Consider the following 15,787-nt stretch of genomic DNA (forward strand, 5'->3'; position numbering starts at 1 on the left):
AGCCCGCCCGATTTGGCAAGCGCCGCGCATGACCGACTGGACTCCCTTCACCGCCCGCGCCCGCGACTGGTTCGAATCGCTGCGCGACAGGATCTGCGCCGAGTTCGAGGCGATCGAGCGCGAGGCCGGCTCCGAGGCGAGCTTCGAATACACTCCATGGCAGCGCGCCGCCGTCGAAGGCGGTGAAGACGGCGAGACCGGGGGCGGTACCCGGGGCGTGATGAAAGGCAAGGTCTTCGAAAAAGTCGGCGTCAACGTCTCGACCGTGGCCGGCGGGCTCGCGAAAGACTTCGCCGGTACCATCCACGGCGCATCGTCAGAGCAGAATGCCTTTTCCGCCACCGGCATAAGCCTCGTCGCCCACATGGCGAACCCGCACGTCCCCGCCGTGCACATGAACACGCGTTTCCTGACGACGACCAGGGCCTGGTTCGGCGGCGGCGCCGATCTCAACCCGCCGCTGCCCTACGAGGACGATACGCGGGAATTCCACGGCGAACTCAAGGGCGCCTGCGACAGGCACGGGCCGGACTATTACGAGCGCTACAAGGCCTGGGCGGATGAGTATTTCTACATCCCCCACCGCAAGGTTCATCGCGGCGTCGGCGGGATATTCTACGACCACCTCGAATGTACGGACGAAGCCGAATGGGAAGCGAACTTCGCTTTCACGAAAGCCGTTGGCGAGGCTTTCCTGGCCGTCTTCCCGCGCCTCGTGCGCCGGCGCATGGGCATGGCGTTCACGCCCGAGGACAAGGCGCGCCAGCTGGAATGGCGCGGCCGCTACGCCGAATTCAACCTCGTCTACGATCGCGGCACCCTCTTCGGCCTCAGGACCGGGGGCAATATCGACGCGATCCTGATGAGCCTGCCACCCGAGGCGACCTGGAGCTAGATGCGGACACATACCGGCAGACCCGCCCCCAGGGGGGCGCCCGAAGCCCCCCTCTGGCAGGAAACATCCGCCCGGCGTCACGCGTTGACGGATGATGAAGAGGCTGATCCCCGACGATGCCGACAAGCGGTTCATTCGCCGCGTGGTCATTCTCATCGCGATATTGCTGGTAGTGATGGCGCTCTATCGCGCGATCCACATCTTCATTCTGGCCTTCGGATCGATCCTGGGCGCCATCATCATCCGCAGCCTGAGCAGCGCCTACGAATCAAGACTGCACCTGCCGCACCGCTGGGCCGTGCTTGCGGGCATGCTGACCGCACTGGCGTTCATCGTTGCCCTCGTCTGGCTGTTCACGGTCCAGTTCGGACAGCAGATCAATCTCTTTGTCACTTCCCTCCCCGAAATCGTCGGCCAGCTGGAAGCCATGCTGTCGACTTCCCCGGTGGGCGCGAAGATCGTCGACGCGGTCGAGGCGGCCTATGCAGGATCGAGAGTGGCGACGGACATCGGTGGGATCGTCGCGGGTTCGGCTGAGCTGGTGCTCAACATCCTGCTGGTCATCGTCGGTTCGTTCTTTCTGGCGGCGGACCCGACCGCCTATGAACGCGGTTTTCTTCTGCTCGTGCCCGAGCCACAGCGCGAGGCTTTTGCCGACGCGCTGGAAGAGACTGCCGAGAAGCTGAGGGCATGGCTGATCGCGCAGATGATCCAGATGACCACGATGGGCGTCATGGTGGGTGTCGGCCTGTGGCTCGCGGGTGTACCCTCGGCCGCCGCGCTCGGCCTGCTGGCGGGGCTGAGCGAGTTCATCCCCTACATTGGCCCGACCGTGGCGATGGTGCCTGCGCTGGGCCTCGCGGCCACCAGAGGCACGGACGTGCTGATCGGCGCGCTGGTCACCTTCGCAGTCGTCCGGCTGATCCAGACCAATCTCATCACTCCCTATGTACAACAGCGCGTAATCCGCATTCCTCCGGCTATCACGCTGTTCGCCATTCTAGCGATCGGCGCCATCACCGGCCTCTATGGCCTGTTCTTCGCAGCCGCGTTTCTCGTCGTCATTTTCACTCTGGTTCGTAGCCTCTACGTCAGCGAAGTGCTCGGCGAGCGGCTGCGGGATGAGGACAGTGCCCCTGGCTCACACGGCGAGCGCAACCCCTGAAACGCAAGAAAGCTCCGCCCCCGCAGGCGGAGGGAAATACCGCAGGGCCGAGCGGCGGCGGGCCGCCGTATGCCAAGCCAGAGCTTGCCAACCCCCGTTGCAAAATTCGCACGCAGTTCGCGTAGCACTTGCCGCAGCGCAAAAAATGCTGACATGAACACCAAGCAATGCTGCGCCAGTACGAACTTGTAGAACGCGTTAAGGAATACGCGCCCGAGGCCGACGAGGCCCTGCTCAACCGCGCCTATGTCTATACCGTGCAGAAACACGGCACGCAGAAGCGCGCGAGCGGTGACCCGTACTTCAGTCATCCGGTGGAAGTCGCCGGCCTGATGACCGAGCTGAAGCTCGATCTGCAGACGATCGTCACCGCACTGCTTCACGACACCGTCGAGGATACGCTGGCAACGATCGACGAGATCGAAAAGCTGTTCGGGCCGGACGTGGCGCGGCTCGTGGACGGTGTCACCAAGCTGTCCAAGATCGAGGCGATGACCGAGAGCGAGCGGGCGGCGGAGAACCTGCGCAAGTTCTTCCTCGCGATGAGCGAGGACTTGCGCGTCCTGCTGGTCAAGCTCGCGGACCGGCTGCACAACATGCGCACGCTGCACTTCATCAAGAACCCGGAGAAACGCCAGCGCATCGCCCGCGAGACCATGGATATCTACGCGCCGCTCGCCGAGCGCGTGGGCATGTACGAATATATGCGCGAAATGCAGCTGCTCGCCTTCGAGCAACTCGAGCCCGAGGCCTATGCGACGATCGCCGGCCGTCTAGCGCAGATCCGCAGCCAGGAGGGCGGGCAGGTCGATGCCATCGCGCTCGCCATCAAGCAGGCGCTGGCCGAGGCGGACGTCAAGGTCGAAGTAACCGGGCGCGAGAAGCACCCCTATTCGATCTGGAAGAAGATGGCCGAGCGCCACGTCACCTTCGAGCAGATCACCGACATCATGGCCTTCCGCGTGCTCACCGAGACGCCGGAGGACTGCTACCGCGCGCTGGGCGTGCTGCACCAGACCTGGCAGATGATTCCCGGCCGCTTCAAGGACTACATCTCGACGCCAAAGTCGAATGGCTACAGCTCGCTGCATACCGCGCTGATCTATGAAAACTCCATGCGCATGGAAGTGCAGATCCGCTCCCGCGAGATGCACCGGCTCAACGAGTTCGGCCTTGCCGCGCACTGGGCCTACAAGCAGGGCGGGGCGAGGCCGGACGGGCAGGTCGGCTGGTTGCGCGACCTGATCGAGATCGTCGATGCCAGCCACGATGCCGAGGAACTGCTCGAGCATACCAAGCTCGCGATCTACCAGGACCGCATCTTCGCCTTCACGCCCAAGGGCGCGCTGCACCAGTTGCCCAAGGGCGCCACGGCAGTCGATTTCGCCTATGCCGTCCATACCGATCTCGGCAACGCTGCCGTAGGGGCCAAGATCAATGGCCGCCACATGCCGCTGCGCACGCAGCTGGCCAATGGCGATGTCGTCGACGTCATCAAGAGCAGCGGTTCCGAACCACAGCTTTCGTGGCTGGGCTTCGTCGTCACCGGCAAGGCCCGGGCCGCCATCCGCCGCGCGGTGCGCGCCAAGGAGCGCGCGGAAATCGCCGAGATCGGGGCCAAGCTGTTCGACGCCATCGCCGGCCGACTGCCAACTCGCATCGGCAAGAAGGCGGTCGAGGGGGCGGTGCGACGGCTCGACTTGCGCGACGAGGAAGACCTGATGTTCGCGATCGGTTCGGCGCGCCTGTCCGACCGTGAGGTCATGGAAGCGCTCGTTCCAGGCAGCACCGCCGAACTGCCCGACGACCCGGAATGGACGCGCACCGAACGTGCCATCTCGATCAAGGGCCTGACGCCGGGCATGGGCTTCGAACTCGCCGAATGCTGCCACCCCGTTCCCGGCGACCGCATCGTCGGCCTGCGCCGACCCGACCACAAGGTCGAAGTCCACACCATCGATTGCCTGACCCTGGCGAACGGCGTCGATGCCGACTGGCTGGACATCTCATGGGGCTCGCGCACCACGGGCGCGGTCGGCCGACTGCACCTCGTGCTCTACAATCGTCCCGGCACCCTGGCCGAAGTGACCCAGATCTTCGCCGGTAACCGCGCCAACGTGGTCAACCTGCAGATGATCCAGCGCGACGAGCCTTTTGGCACCTACGAGGTGGACATCGAGGTCTCCGACCTTGCGCACCTTACGCGTATCGTCGGCTCGCTGCGTGCCAGCGAAGCCGTCGCCGAAGCCGAACGCCTCTAGGCGGCCTCCGTACGACCCGAAGGGGAACACGGAAGCCGCTGAACGGGCTTCGCCGATCCGCGCTCTACCCTGAGCGCCCCGACCCCGTGCCCGGCACCTGACACCTGACACCTGACACCTTCCAGCCTGCGCGTCGCCGCAGCGTCAAGCGTCTCGCTCGCCGGCCTGCTGGCGGTTCCCGGTCCTCACAGCGCCGGGATCACTGCACCTTGGGATTACCCCAAAGGGGGAACCCCAAAGCCTGATCCGACAGACCTTTGCGCGACAATTGGGCAGTTCGCCCCCGTCGCTGGCGCCAGACCGCTGCTTTCGCACGGTCTGGCGCCAAGCGGCTTGTTGCAGTGCAAAACTGGTGCACCATGTTCCGGCAATTTGTCGTCCGGTGCCGGCAATCAGCCGGACGACAAATGCGCAGGGCGGCCCCATGCACCGCTGTGAACCGTCTAGTCCTTGTACAACGCATGATTCAGGGATGCTGTGATGTACGCCAGACCTCAACAACTGACGCATATTGATGGACACATGGACGGACGCGGCGACAGCGCCCCGGTCGACGAGGGCGCGCTGATCGACCTGCGGGCTTTCATGCAGGTTCTGAGAAGGCGTCGGCTTGTCATTATCCTGGTCAGCCTCGTCGTTTTCGCGGCGGCCACAGCGGCCTATTTCACAACGCCCCCGGTATATACCTCGACGACGACGGTCGCCCTTGAGCGCGGCGGGGAAAAGGTCGTGCAGGTCGATCAGGTCGTGCCTGACGTCGCCCCGGATTCCGCTGCGGTCGACACCGAAGTGGCTGTTCTCAAGTCTCCCGGGCTGATCGGCAAGGTCGTGGACGATCTGCAGCTCACGCGGTACCCCGAGTTCAATCCGGCTCTGGAAACCGGCGAGGTCGTTCCGGAGGAAGCCCAGCGCAAACGCGCCGTGACGACCGTCCTTGGCAACATGACGGCCAGCCGTAACGGCTTCTCTTATGCGATCGACATCTCATACGCGTCGGAGTCGCCGGCAATGGCCGCCAAGGTGGCCAACAAGATTGCCGAAACCTACATCGGCGAGCAGGTCGCCACGAAGTCCGGCGCCACGTCGCGCGCCAGCGATTTCCTGGAAGGTCAGCTGGACGAATTGCGTGCCCAGGTGGAGTCGGCCGAAGCGGCGGTCGCGAGTTACCGGGCCAGTCATGGCCTGTTCGACCTCGGAGGAAACAGCAGCGTCACCCAGGAGGAGATCACCACCCTCAACGCCCAGCTGGCTCAGGCCCGCGCCGAGGAAGCCGAAGCACGAGCGCGCCTCAGCACCGCGAACGCACAGCTCGCGCGCGGCGGGTCCGGCGAGGAACTGGGTGAATCGCTCGATTCGCCCGTCGTCAGCTCGCTTCGCTCACAGCGCGCCAAGGTCAGCGGCAGGGTGGCGGCGCTCCGTCAGCAATACGGCCCCAGGTACCCTGAACTCACCAGAACCCAGCAGGAGCTTCAGGACATCGACGAGCAGATTTCTTCGGAAGTCCGGCGGATCGTCGCCAATCTGAGCATTCAGGCAAACGCGGCAGGCCAGCGGACGGGCTCGATCATGGGTTCGCTGCAACGGGCCAAGGGTACGCTCGCCGTCGACAACAAGGCGTCGGTGGGGCTTTCGGAACTGGAACGAAGGGCCGAATCCGCCCGCACGCTCTATCAGACCTTTCTCGACCGTTACAAACAGACCCGCGCCCAGCGCGGCCTGGAACGGGCCGATTCCTACATCGTCGCCGAGGCGCAAGTTCCCGCACTCCCGTCCTCGCCCAACGTGCTGATTTTCGCGGTGATCGGACTGATCGGGGCGATCGCAGGCTCCACCGTCGTGGTCGCTATCCTGCAATTGCTCGACCGGGGCGTGGAAACCACCAGCAATCTCGAAAAGAAGCTGGGCATGCGGGTGCTGGGCTCCATTCCGGACACGAAGCATTTGCCTGAGCTGGAAGGCCTCGGCGACTCCGTCCATCCAACGCAGCTCATCGTCGACCGGCCGCAATCGTCGTTCGCGGAAGCGTTCCGCTGGCTGCAAACCTCGATCCATTTCAACCAGCGCGATCGCGGTCCGGTGGTCGTGGCCATAACCTCGGCCTTGCCCAACGAGGGCAAGACAACGGCGGCCCTTTCGCTCGCAAGGTCCGCGGCCATGGCCGGCAAGCGCACCATCCTGGTCGATTGCGACCTTCGCCGGCGGGTTTCGAGCACGGAGCCGGGCCCAATGGAAACCATCGGCCTGCGCGCGCTTCTGGACAACCAGGGGCAGCTGGACGACGCGATCTACGTCGATCCCGAGACCGGCCTGTTCGTTCTTCCCCGGCGAAACGACGAACACCATATTCAGCCTTTCGCCGACAGCGCGGCCTTTTCAGAGCTTATCGCCGCGCTGCGCGCGAAGTTCGATTTCATCGTCCTCGACACGCCGCCGGTCCTGACGATCGACGACAGCCGGGTCATTGCGGCCAAGGCGGATTCGGTCATCCTGATGGTGCGTTGGCGCAAGACCCCGACGCGCGCCGCCGAGCTTGCCCTGCGTCACCTCGACAGCGTCGGCGCCAACGTCATCGGTGCCACCCTGTCGATGGTCGACGTCACGGCGCAGGCGCGCATCGGCTATGAGGACGCGAGCTACTATTACGGCGCCTACAAATCCTACTATGCCTAGGCCCTTCCCCGACTCGAAATGAACGCCGCCGCAGCATCCGGGCCGTACTTCGGTCTCGCCATCCTGGGACCGGCGACGCTGGTGCTGCTGGTGAGCGCGCTGATCGCGGGACACCGGATCAAGAGCCTGCAGGGCCGCTTCGTATTCGCGGCGATCTGGCTGCGCATGATCCTGGGCGCCTACCACGTCTACATGTTCAAGCCGCTTGCCGCCGGAATGTCCGGCAACGCGCTCGCCTCGGTGGCCGTCGCCGGCGTCGGGCTGCTGGTCATCCGGCCGCGTCACCTGATGCTGAAAGCGCTCCTGCCGGTCTATTTCCTCATGGCGCTGGTGCTTCTGAGCGGCGTCCTCAACAGGGACATGGGCGGCATCATGACCGTTGCCGTGAAGTACGGCTATTTCGTGGTGCTACTAATCGCGGCGTTCGAGGCCCTGAGACGGGACGAAGCGGAAAGGCTGATGCCTCTGCTCATCTGGGCTTTTGCGCCGCTGCTGCTTTTCCAGGCGCTTTCCATTGTCCTCAACCTGCCGAAAGGATCGGAGGGCGGTGACGGGCTGGTGTGGATCGGCGGGTACAATCACGAGAGCAGCTTCTCCATTTCGCTGCTCCTGGGATTTATCGTCGGCAGCCTCGCTCACCGGCTCCATCCCGCCATTCGCCTCCCCTATCTGGGCGCGATGGCAATCGGCATTTTTCTTGCCGGCTACCGCACGAGCCTCATCGCGGCAGTCCCCCTGCTGCTGATTGCCTTCTGGGTGGCGATCACCCACATCAGCCCAAGCCAGCGCCGGATCATGGCTGCGGTCGCGCTCATGGCCGCGGTGGTGGGCGTCGGCACGATTGCGGTGATCGACCATCAGCGCTTCGTGGATATGGGCACGTTCCTTGCCAACCCGGCCGAGCTCATCAAACCGCCTCGCGAGTTCACCCAGATCGAGCGCGGCATTCTTTCGGCACGTCCGCTCATCTGGAGCGAGTACATCTATGCCTACAGCGCAGGGCTGCCACATCAGCTTCTCTTCGGTTTCGGTCCCGAATCGTGGGAGAAGGCGTTCAACGTCTATCCGCACAACACGCTCATCGGCACGCTCTATGAGCTGGGCGGCGTCGGCGTCGGCGTGATAGTCCTGCTCTGGATATCGATGGCGGCGCTTGTCCTTCAGGCCAGGCGGCTGGACCGCCCGGTACTGGCCGCGGCGCATCTCAGCTTCTTCTTCCTGAACATGGGGACCATGCCGTTCTGGCAGATCGAGGGGCTCGCCCTCTACGCGGTTCTGTGCGGGTACACCCTGTTCAGCGCCAGAGAAGGCGCGCAGCGACGCGCCAATGCGCGTGCGCCCTCCTGGGGGCCGATGAGCGCGTCCCCACGGGCCGCCTGACGTCCGACTATTCCCCGCTCAGGTTCGTGGAGGCTTTGGAATGATCCGTCAGATTGCCACCGCCGCGGCCAAGCGGTGCCTGCCTCGCGATGCGCGGCTCCGGATCGCCAATCGCATCACCCACGCGCGGGGCGCCGGCGAGAAGCCGATGCCCGGTCTTGAGTGGCTGTTCGTCGCCAACCTGCCCAATTCCGGCTCGACGGCGCTCGCCATGCTCCTGTCGACCGCGCGCGGCGCGACGACGCTTACCGACAATGGCGAGGCACAGTGGCTGATGCCGGAGCTCTCGCGCGGGATCGGGCGCTGGGACAAGACGCGCAGGATCGACTATGCGATGCTCCGCGCGGTCTGGATCGACGCCGCACGCCGCCGTGGCATCGGTGCGAACGCGCTGGTGGTGGAGAAATCGCCGCCCAACATCGTCCGCCTGCGCGCGATAACCGAGGCATTCTCCGACATGCCCGTCCACGTCATCGTGCTCACGCGCGACCCCTACGCGGTCTGCGCCAGTTGGGCCAAGCGCTATCCGCCCGCGCGGCTGGGCCGCGAATGGGACCCAAGGTTCACGCACATGAAGGCCGACAGCGAGGCGCTTTTCGAAGCCCTCGGGGCACTCTACGGCGAACGTGCAAACACGCTGGAATCGTGCCGCGACATGGCACAAATCGTGATTTCCTATGAAGAGCTGACCGAGAGCACGCAAAGCGCGGCGGCCAGGCTAACCAACGCCATTCCCCGCCTCGATGCGATGAATGCGAAGGCGCAGGTCCGCGTCAAGGACTACGCGCCGCAGGAGCTTACCAACATGAACGCCGCGCAGATCGAAAGGCTCTCTTCGGCGCAGCGGCGAGCCATCACGCGCGGTCTCTTGCCTTATCGCGACGTGATCGAGGCACAGGGCTACAGCCTCGATCAACCCGAAGCCGGGTGACAGCGATGTCCTGGCGATGGGCCGAGCTACCGAACCTTCCGGAACGTCTTCACCGCCTGGGCACGCCAGAACGGCGATAGTGACAACAGGGCAAGGCCGTAAACCATGACTCCAATCGCCACCCCCGCGAGAAGCGCGATCAAGGGACCTGTTCCGAGGGGAATACCCGCTTCCTGCGCGACGGCGGCCATGGCCGGCCGTATCGCGTAGAGAACGGCGCCCATGGCGATGGAGGCCGTGAACGGCTGCCAGATCGCGCTCCAGGTCTGCTGGAACCCGATGCCCGACACCCGCTTCAGGAAGAAGATCTGGACCGGCAGCATCACGTAGGCCCGGGCCACGAAGGCCGCAGCGACGGCCATTACACCATAAGGCGCGGCGAGCAGCGTGAAGACCGCGGTCAGGCCCAGTTGCGCGAGGGCGATGAACAGCAGACCCCGGCTCGCGCCGAGGGCGCCGAGCGAAGGTGAGGCGAACTGGTTGAGCGTGAACGGAAGAGCCATGAAGGCAAAGATCTGGGCGAGATCTCCGGCATCCGCCCACTTCTCGCCGAACACGACAGGCACGGCGTCCGGAGCGAGTACCCCAAATCCCACGAGAGCGGGGAAGGATATGGCCGATGCCTTGGAGATCATCCACTGGTAGGCACGTGCCAGCTCTGCCCTGTCATCCTTCACGCGGGCCAGCGTCTGCGTGGCGACGGTGGTGAAAGGGCGGATGGCACCGCCCGAAATGATGTCCACGGTGCGCCAGGCGGTGCGATAGATGCCGACGGCCACGACGCCGATCACATTGCCGATGACCAGCTCCTGCATCCGGCTCATGAAAATATAGACCAGCTGCATCGCCGTCAGGCTGCCGTTGATGCCCAGATTGCGCTTGAGGACCGCCCAGCGCCAGTTCCAGCCGGGCTTCCACCGATAAGCGTGGCGTGACAGGACGACGCTGATGATTTCGGTGAGGATTCGCTGGATCACCAGCGACCAGAGGCCGAAGCCCATGAGCGCCGCCGCCACAGCCGTCCCGCCGCCACCGATGCCGCTGACCACCGAACGCAGCGCCGTGGTCTTGTGCCCGAACTCGCGCAGGCGCAGGGCCATGTGCGTCTGGCCCAGCGCGGAAAGCGGCAGGACGACGCTCAGAACCTGTAGCGGGACCGCGATCTGCGGCGCGTCCATGAAGGCCGCGAAGGGGTGGGCGAAAACCAGGATGATGGCGCAGGCCGCCAGACTGAAGGCCATGTGACTGCGATAGACCGTGTCGACAAAGGCATCGCTCAGTTCCCTTTCCCGCGCGACAGTCTGGACGAGGCCGGCGGTGCTCATGGTGCGGAATACCTCGGCAAAAATCGCCATGAGCGCGAAGGCCCCGATATCGGCCCGCGTGAGCAGTCTTGCGAGCAGGACGAAGACGACGAAGGAGAACAACTGGTCGGAGGCGAACCTCACTATGGTCCAGCCGACCGAATGCTTGCTTTGCCGCCGCAGCTGATGGTCGAACCGCGCGCCGCGGTGCGAGCCATGGGGCGATGTCGCGACGGAATCAGTGGCCACGCAGGACACTCAGCTTCTTGAAGCGGATGCGCTGCCGGTCGATCCACCGGGCCAGCCGCTGACGCGGAGCCAGATACGCCCGGGCCCGCGCTGTCGCGAAACGCTCCGAGCCGATCCCGGAGGGCACGAATTCCTCGATCACCGGGGCAGGAAAGAGCGCGAGATTGCGCACACCGTGCTCCCATGAGCGATCCATCTGATCATCGATCGGCCGCCTGATCGTCGCGCAAGCCTCCAGGAACGCGCGCGCGCCTTTCAGTGTGATCGCATAGGCCTGGGTGCCGTAGGGATGGCCCACCAGCTCCACGATCGAGCGGGAATGCTGCAGAAAATTACGCGAAACCACCCGGCTGAACGTCGGCACCTTCGAATAGAGCCGCAGATAAGGTACGTTGAGCGCTTCGAGGTTGGTCGCCGCCAGCCCGGCCAGAAAGGCCCAATCCACAATCACGTCGTCCTCCAGGACGATGCATTGAGCGATGCCCTGCCGGTCCATCTCCTGCCAGACCGAGAAATGGCTGGCATAGCAACCAAGTTCGCCCTGGGTCAGTGGCCGCCCCTTGTTCCGCTCCACGGCCTCGGTGTCATAAGTCAATCCCTCACCCGGCCGGGTGCAGGCATCGAAAAAGCGCCAGGGAAGCGCGGCATCGCGCGCGCGCGCGGCGAATGCGGCGCGGCGTTTTTCCGCACTCGTCATCGATATGACGACGACCGGACAGGGAAATGCGCTTTGAGTCATGGTAAATCAGCGGTTTCTTTCGCCAGCCACGCGTGATCGTACACCGGCTGCTGTTCACCGGCGAGGCGAAACAAATCGAATTTTCTGCTGCAACGCAACCTGGGCGGCTCCGCCAGCCGGTCACGGAGCGTCGTAGCGAGCCATAATAACGATCAATTCGTGGCGGGGCGATGGCGTGGGCACATTTCGGCCAGCTTTCAGACCGGCTCGTCTTCGCAATTGCGGCGAATGCTTGACCGTCTGAAGGGACTGCGCGAGCGTCGCGAACAGTTCAGATCTTCAGATCCGATGTCCCGAACGTCGCAGGTGCATAGATGTCCAGGCCATTGATCAGCGTGATAATACCGGTGTGGAACGGTCGTGAGGTGATCGGCCGGTGCCTTGCCGCGCTTCAGGAGCAGTCGCTCCCCCCGGAGACGTTCGAAGTGATCGTGGTCGACAACGGATCGAGCGACGGCACGGTGGACCTGGCGCGCTCGTTCGCGGGTGTGGCCGTGCACGTCGAATCCCGCCCCGGTTCCTACGCCGCCCGCAACCTGGGACTAGGGCTTGCGCGCGGAACCTATGTCGCATTTACGGATGCCGATTGCCGGCCGGCCCCCTGCTGGCTCGAACGCGCGCTCGATGCGGCAGAGCGTCATCCCGACGCGGGCGTCCTGGCCGGCAAGATCAGCCTGTTCGAGGAAGGCCGCGAAACAAACCCGCTGTGCGCCGACTACGAACGGCTGTTCAGCTTCCCCCAGTCGTTTGCCGCGCGGGGCAATTGCGCCACGGCCAACTGGACGAGCCGCCGCGAAGTGTTCGACGCGGTCGGCGGTTTCAACGAACGGCTGAAATCCGGCGGCGACCGTGAAATGGCGCTGCGCATTCGCGATGCGGGACATCCCCTCGTCTACGTTCCGGACAAGATCGTCTGGCATCCGGTGCGTGCCACACGCGACGACCTCGTGCGCAAGCGCCAGCGCCTGAGCGGCGGGCGGTGGGACAGGACGGAGCCTTCCGCACGTCTTGCCAGGGTACTGGGCATGACGATTTACGACACGGCCAGACGCCTGCGCCGCGTATGGGCGACGGCCGACATGCCGATTGGCCGCAAGGTTGCGCTTTCACGCCTGACGATGGACCTTTCCGTCGTCGCCACCCGCGAGTTCTGGAAGCTTTCCCAGGGTCATCGATCCGCGAGACAATGATTTGAGCGAGGTTTCATGACATCACCCGGGTTCTCTGTCGTCATGCCGCTCCACAATAAGGCGGGCCACGTCGCGACCGCCATCGAAAGCGTGCTTGCGCAAAGCGTTCCGCCATTGGAGATCATCGTCATCGACGATTGCTCGACCGACGGCAGCCGGGCGATCGCCGCGGACTTTGCCGGCGAACGACTGCGGCTGCTCGATCGCGACACCCCAGGTCCCGGCGGATATGCGGCGCGCAATCTGGGCATTCGCGAAGCCAGGGGCGACTGGATCGCGTTTCTCGATGCCGACGATCTCTGGCATCAGGACCATCTTGCCGTGCTGGCCTATGGCCTCTCGAAGGCGCCCGAGGCCGGCGCAGCGGCAACGCGCTTTGAACATGTCTTCGACACACACCGTCAGCCCCAGCGCATCGCCCCCCGGCTGGAGACGGGCGCCGTGCTCGATTTCACCCAATTCCTGGAAAGCTGGCTGACCGTTCGCGAGTGCCCGATGTGGACCGGCGCCATTGCACTTCGCCGGGATCTGCTGATCGACGCCGGCCTGTTTCCCGAGGAACGTGCCCGGCGCGGCGGAGACAAGGATCTGTGGCTGCGGGCCATGCGGCATTCGAAACTGGCTTACGAACCCGTCATCACGGCGGAGTTCAGCCGCGATTCCGCGAACAAGGTCAGCAAGTCGACCAACACGCTCTCCACGCCCTGCCTGATCGCGACGGCGCGCGCGATGATGGCCGAGGCCAGTCCAGGGGAACAGCGGCTGCTGCGGCGGCTGATCAATCAGGAAATAGCGCATTACACCCGCTATGCCCTGAAGCTCGACAACAAGATCCGTATTCCGCTGCGCGACGTCGCCCTGCCGGAGGGGTTCAGCACGCTGGCCATGCTGGCGATGACGCGATGGACACCCGCGTCCTGGCGAAAGTCCGCCTACCAGGTCGCGAAATATCTACACATGCGGCACGCAGGGGCAAGGTGAGGGAATGAAAATCAGAACTGTATTCACGGGCGCGCAGATCGTCCGCGCAATCGCCTGTCCCTGCATTCCGGTTGTTGCGTTCGGGGCGCTCTCGGCTCCCGCCCTGGCACAGCGGTACGATCCGTTCGACCAGCTGGGTAGCCTGAGGGCCAGCGACAATCCGCTCGACGATGAACGACCGGACAGCGTTACCGGTCGACCGCGCCCCGAATACGCGGCGGTTCCCATCCAGGCCGGATCGCTTCAGATCATGCCGCAGGTTCTGGTCGGTCTCGAAGCCGACAGCAACGTCTACGCCGTCGACGATGGCCGCACCAGCGACGCGATCCTGACATTCCGGCCACGGATTTCGGTCTCGCGCCCTTCCCCGGTATTCAGCTGGTCGGTAGCCGGCGAGTACGCGGGAGCGCGCTATTTCGACCTCACGGAGGAGAACAGGGACGACTACGCGTTCCGGGGAGGCGTCCAGTACCAGATCGGAAGCAACACGGTCTTCATTGCCAGGGCGCTGCAGGCCCGCAATTCCGAGCAACGAAGCTCCCCTGACTCGGTTGCCGGCATCGTGCGGCCCAACCGCTTCCATGTCACGGAAGCCTACGGCGACCTGAGCCACACGTTCAATCGCGTGAGCATCCGCGGCACCGTCGATTTCGAGCGCGTGAACTACATCGACAACTTCAACGGCGCGGGTGAAATCATCGATCAGGATTTCAGGGACCGCTCGACCGTCACGGGCAATCTGATCCTGGAATATACGGTCAGCCCCAGCTTCGCGCTCTTCGCCGCCGGTTCTGCCAACAAGCGCGACTATCGGACGCGGACAGACCTCGTCCCGGCCCGCGATTCGAAGGGGTACGAACTGGCGCTCGGTTCCAGTTTCGAGATCAGCCGCCTGATGCACGGCACTATACGCGTGGGCTACATGCGCCAGAACTACGAGGATCCGCTGTTCAACGACAGACGCAGTTTGCTGGTCCGGGGCGAAGTGGCATACTATCTGACCCCGCTGGTAACTCTCACAGCGAAAGTCGACCGGCGTACCGCGGAGACCGGCGTGCGCGAGGCCGCCGGCTATGTCCGCACCAACGCCTCGCTACGGGCGGACTACGAGCTGAAGCGCAACCTGCTCCTGCATCTTGAAGCGGGCAACGAACATCGCAGTTTCGTGAGCCTCGACAGAAAGGACAACCGTTTCTCCGCCTCTTTCGGCTCCACATGGCTCCTGAGCCCGCGCTGGTCGGTAAGGACCGACTTCAGCCACCGGCGGCAGAACAGCTCGGGCACCCTGCCGGGGCGGGAATTCCACGATAATCAGGTTTCAATCGGCGTCGTCTTCAAGGGGCTTTAACCGCTCGCCGGGCCGGCTGCGGCCCGGCAGCGCTGCAACAGCTCATCCGGCACAAGCCGGTTCAAGTACCCGTCCGAACCGGATTCGGAGATCAGCCGCGCGGGGATACCGCCCACTACGCCTTTTTCCGGAACGTCTTTCGTCACCACGGCATTGGCGCCGACGGCACAGTCATCACCGATGTAGACGCGGCCGATGATCTTTGCGCCAGCCGCGACGAAGACGCGGTTTCCCAGTACCGGAGAGCCGGCGTTTGCCCCCCGGTTCGCCTGTCCGAGCATCGTGCCATGGGTCAGATTGGCATTGGCACCGATAACCGCGTCGCCATTGATGTAGATGCCGCCAAAACGGTTGATGAAAAGGCCGGGACCGATGACGGTATACTCGGGGATGGCAATTCCATACTTGTAGCGGCAACGCAGCAGCAGCCACTTGGCGATCAGGTATAGCCCGAAGGCCTTGAAGCGCCAGGTCCGCAGATAGCCGCAGCCGCGCATGATAACCGTGTACTTGTACCCCGGCGTGAAGAGGAAATGCCGCCAGAACGCCCGCGCATCGATACGTCCGGCATAGCGGTAGAGATCCGCCTGAAGCAGAAGGCGCAACTGGCGGAACGTGCGCGCGCAACCGCGGCTATGCGGTTTCCCGAGGGCATCGGGCGTAATCGGAGCCAT

The 15,787-nt window shown here is 64.3% G+C and carries 12 protein-coding genes; 9 read left to right on the top strand and 3 right to left on the bottom strand.

Annotated elements, in window-relative coordinates:
* Positions 1-28: 28 nt before the first annotated feature.
* From hemF to IEX32_RS06075, 6 genes are all read left to right on the top strand, one after another.
* A complete protein-coding gene (hemF, locus tag IEX32_RS06050) occupies positions 29-895 on the top strand; it encodes an oxygen-dependent coproporphyrinogen oxidase (RefSeq protein ID WP_188769526.1) in 867 nt (288 codons plus the stop codon).
* A 94-nt stretch (positions 896-989) separates the two neighbouring features.
* Entirely contained in the window at positions 990-2,060 is a 1,071-nt protein-coding gene (locus IEX32_RS06055) for an AI-2E family transporter (protein WP_188769528.1), read from the top strand.
* Positions 2,061-2,227: 167 nt separating this feature from the next.
* Positions 2,228-4,321, top strand: a complete 2,094-nt coding sequence (locus IEX32_RS06060; RefSeq protein WP_188769530.1) for a RelA/SpoT family protein — start codon at positions 2,228-2,230, stop codon at positions 4,319-4,321.
* 480 nt (positions 4,322-4,801) lie between these two features.
* Positions 4,802-6,991, top strand: a complete 2,190-nt coding sequence (locus IEX32_RS06065; protein ID WP_229736142.1) for a GumC family protein — start codon at positions 4,802-4,804, stop codon at positions 6,989-6,991.
* An 18-nt stretch (positions 6,992-7,009) separates the two neighbouring features.
* Positions 7,010-8,371, top strand: coding sequence for an O-antigen ligase family protein (locus tag IEX32_RS06070; RefSeq protein WP_188769532.1), 1,362 nt, complete (start codon positions 7,010-7,012; stop codon positions 8,369-8,371).
* Between the two features lie 40 nt (positions 8,372-8,411).
* Entirely contained in the window at positions 8,412-9,302 is an 891-nt protein-coding gene (locus IEX32_RS06075) for a sulfotransferase (RefSeq protein WP_188769534.1), read from the top strand.
* Positions 9,303-9,328: 26 nt separating this feature from the next.
* Here the strand turns inward: IEX32_RS06075 and IEX32_RS06080 are convergent, their stop codons facing one another.
* Positions 9,329-10,855: a lipopolysaccharide biosynthesis protein gene (locus IEX32_RS06080; RefSeq protein WP_188769536.1), complete on the bottom strand. Its 1,527-nt coding sequence runs from the start codon at positions 10,853-10,855 to the stop codon at positions 9,329-9,331.
* Positions 10,845-11,594 (bottom strand): glycosyltransferase family 25 protein, encoded by a 750-nt coding sequence (locus IEX32_RS06085; RefSeq protein ID WP_229736144.1) that lies wholly within the window; start codon positions 11,592-11,594, stop codon positions 10,845-10,847. The genes IEX32_RS06080 and IEX32_RS06085 overlap by 11 nt, the downstream gene beginning before the upstream one ends.
* A 314-nt stretch (positions 11,595-11,908) precedes the next feature.
* Between IEX32_RS06085 and IEX32_RS06090 the strand changes: the two genes are divergently transcribed.
* Genes IEX32_RS06090 through IEX32_RS06100 form a run of 3 tightly spaced genes read left to right on the top strand, consistent with a single transcriptional unit; the run spans position 11,909 to position 15,113 of the window.
* Positions 11,909-12,784, top strand: coding sequence for a glycosyltransferase family 2 protein (locus IEX32_RS06090; protein WP_188769538.1), 876 nt, complete (start codon positions 11,909-11,911; stop codon positions 12,782-12,784).
* A 15-nt stretch (positions 12,785-12,799) separates the two neighbouring features.
* The gene (locus IEX32_RS06095) at positions 12,800-13,765 is read left to right on the top strand and encodes a glycosyltransferase family A protein (protein WP_188769540.1); all 966 of its coding nucleotides are present in this window, start codon (positions 12,800-12,802) and stop codon (positions 13,763-13,765) included.
* 4 nt (positions 13,766-13,769) lie between these two features.
* Positions 13,770-15,113, top strand: a complete 1,344-nt coding sequence (locus tag IEX32_RS06100) for an outer membrane beta-barrel protein (protein WP_188769542.1) — start codon at positions 13,770-13,772, stop codon at positions 15,111-15,113.
* On the opposite strand, the gene IEX32_RS06105 is transcribed toward IEX32_RS06100, so the two are convergent.
* Positions 15,110-15,787 carry a serine O-acetyltransferase gene (locus tag IEX32_RS06105; protein WP_188769777.1) on the bottom strand — a complete coding sequence of 226 codons (678 nt, stop codon included), beginning with the start codon at positions 15,785-15,787 and terminating at the stop codon, positions 15,110-15,112. The two genes, IEX32_RS06100 and IEX32_RS06105, sit on opposite strands and share 4 nt — an antisense overlap.

It is taken from the genome of Novosphingobium endophyticum (genome assembly GCF_014640675.1).
In the GTDB taxonomy this organism is placed as follows: domain Bacteria; phylum Pseudomonadota; class Alphaproteobacteria; order Sphingomonadales; family Sphingomonadaceae; genus Novosphingobium; species Novosphingobium endophyticum.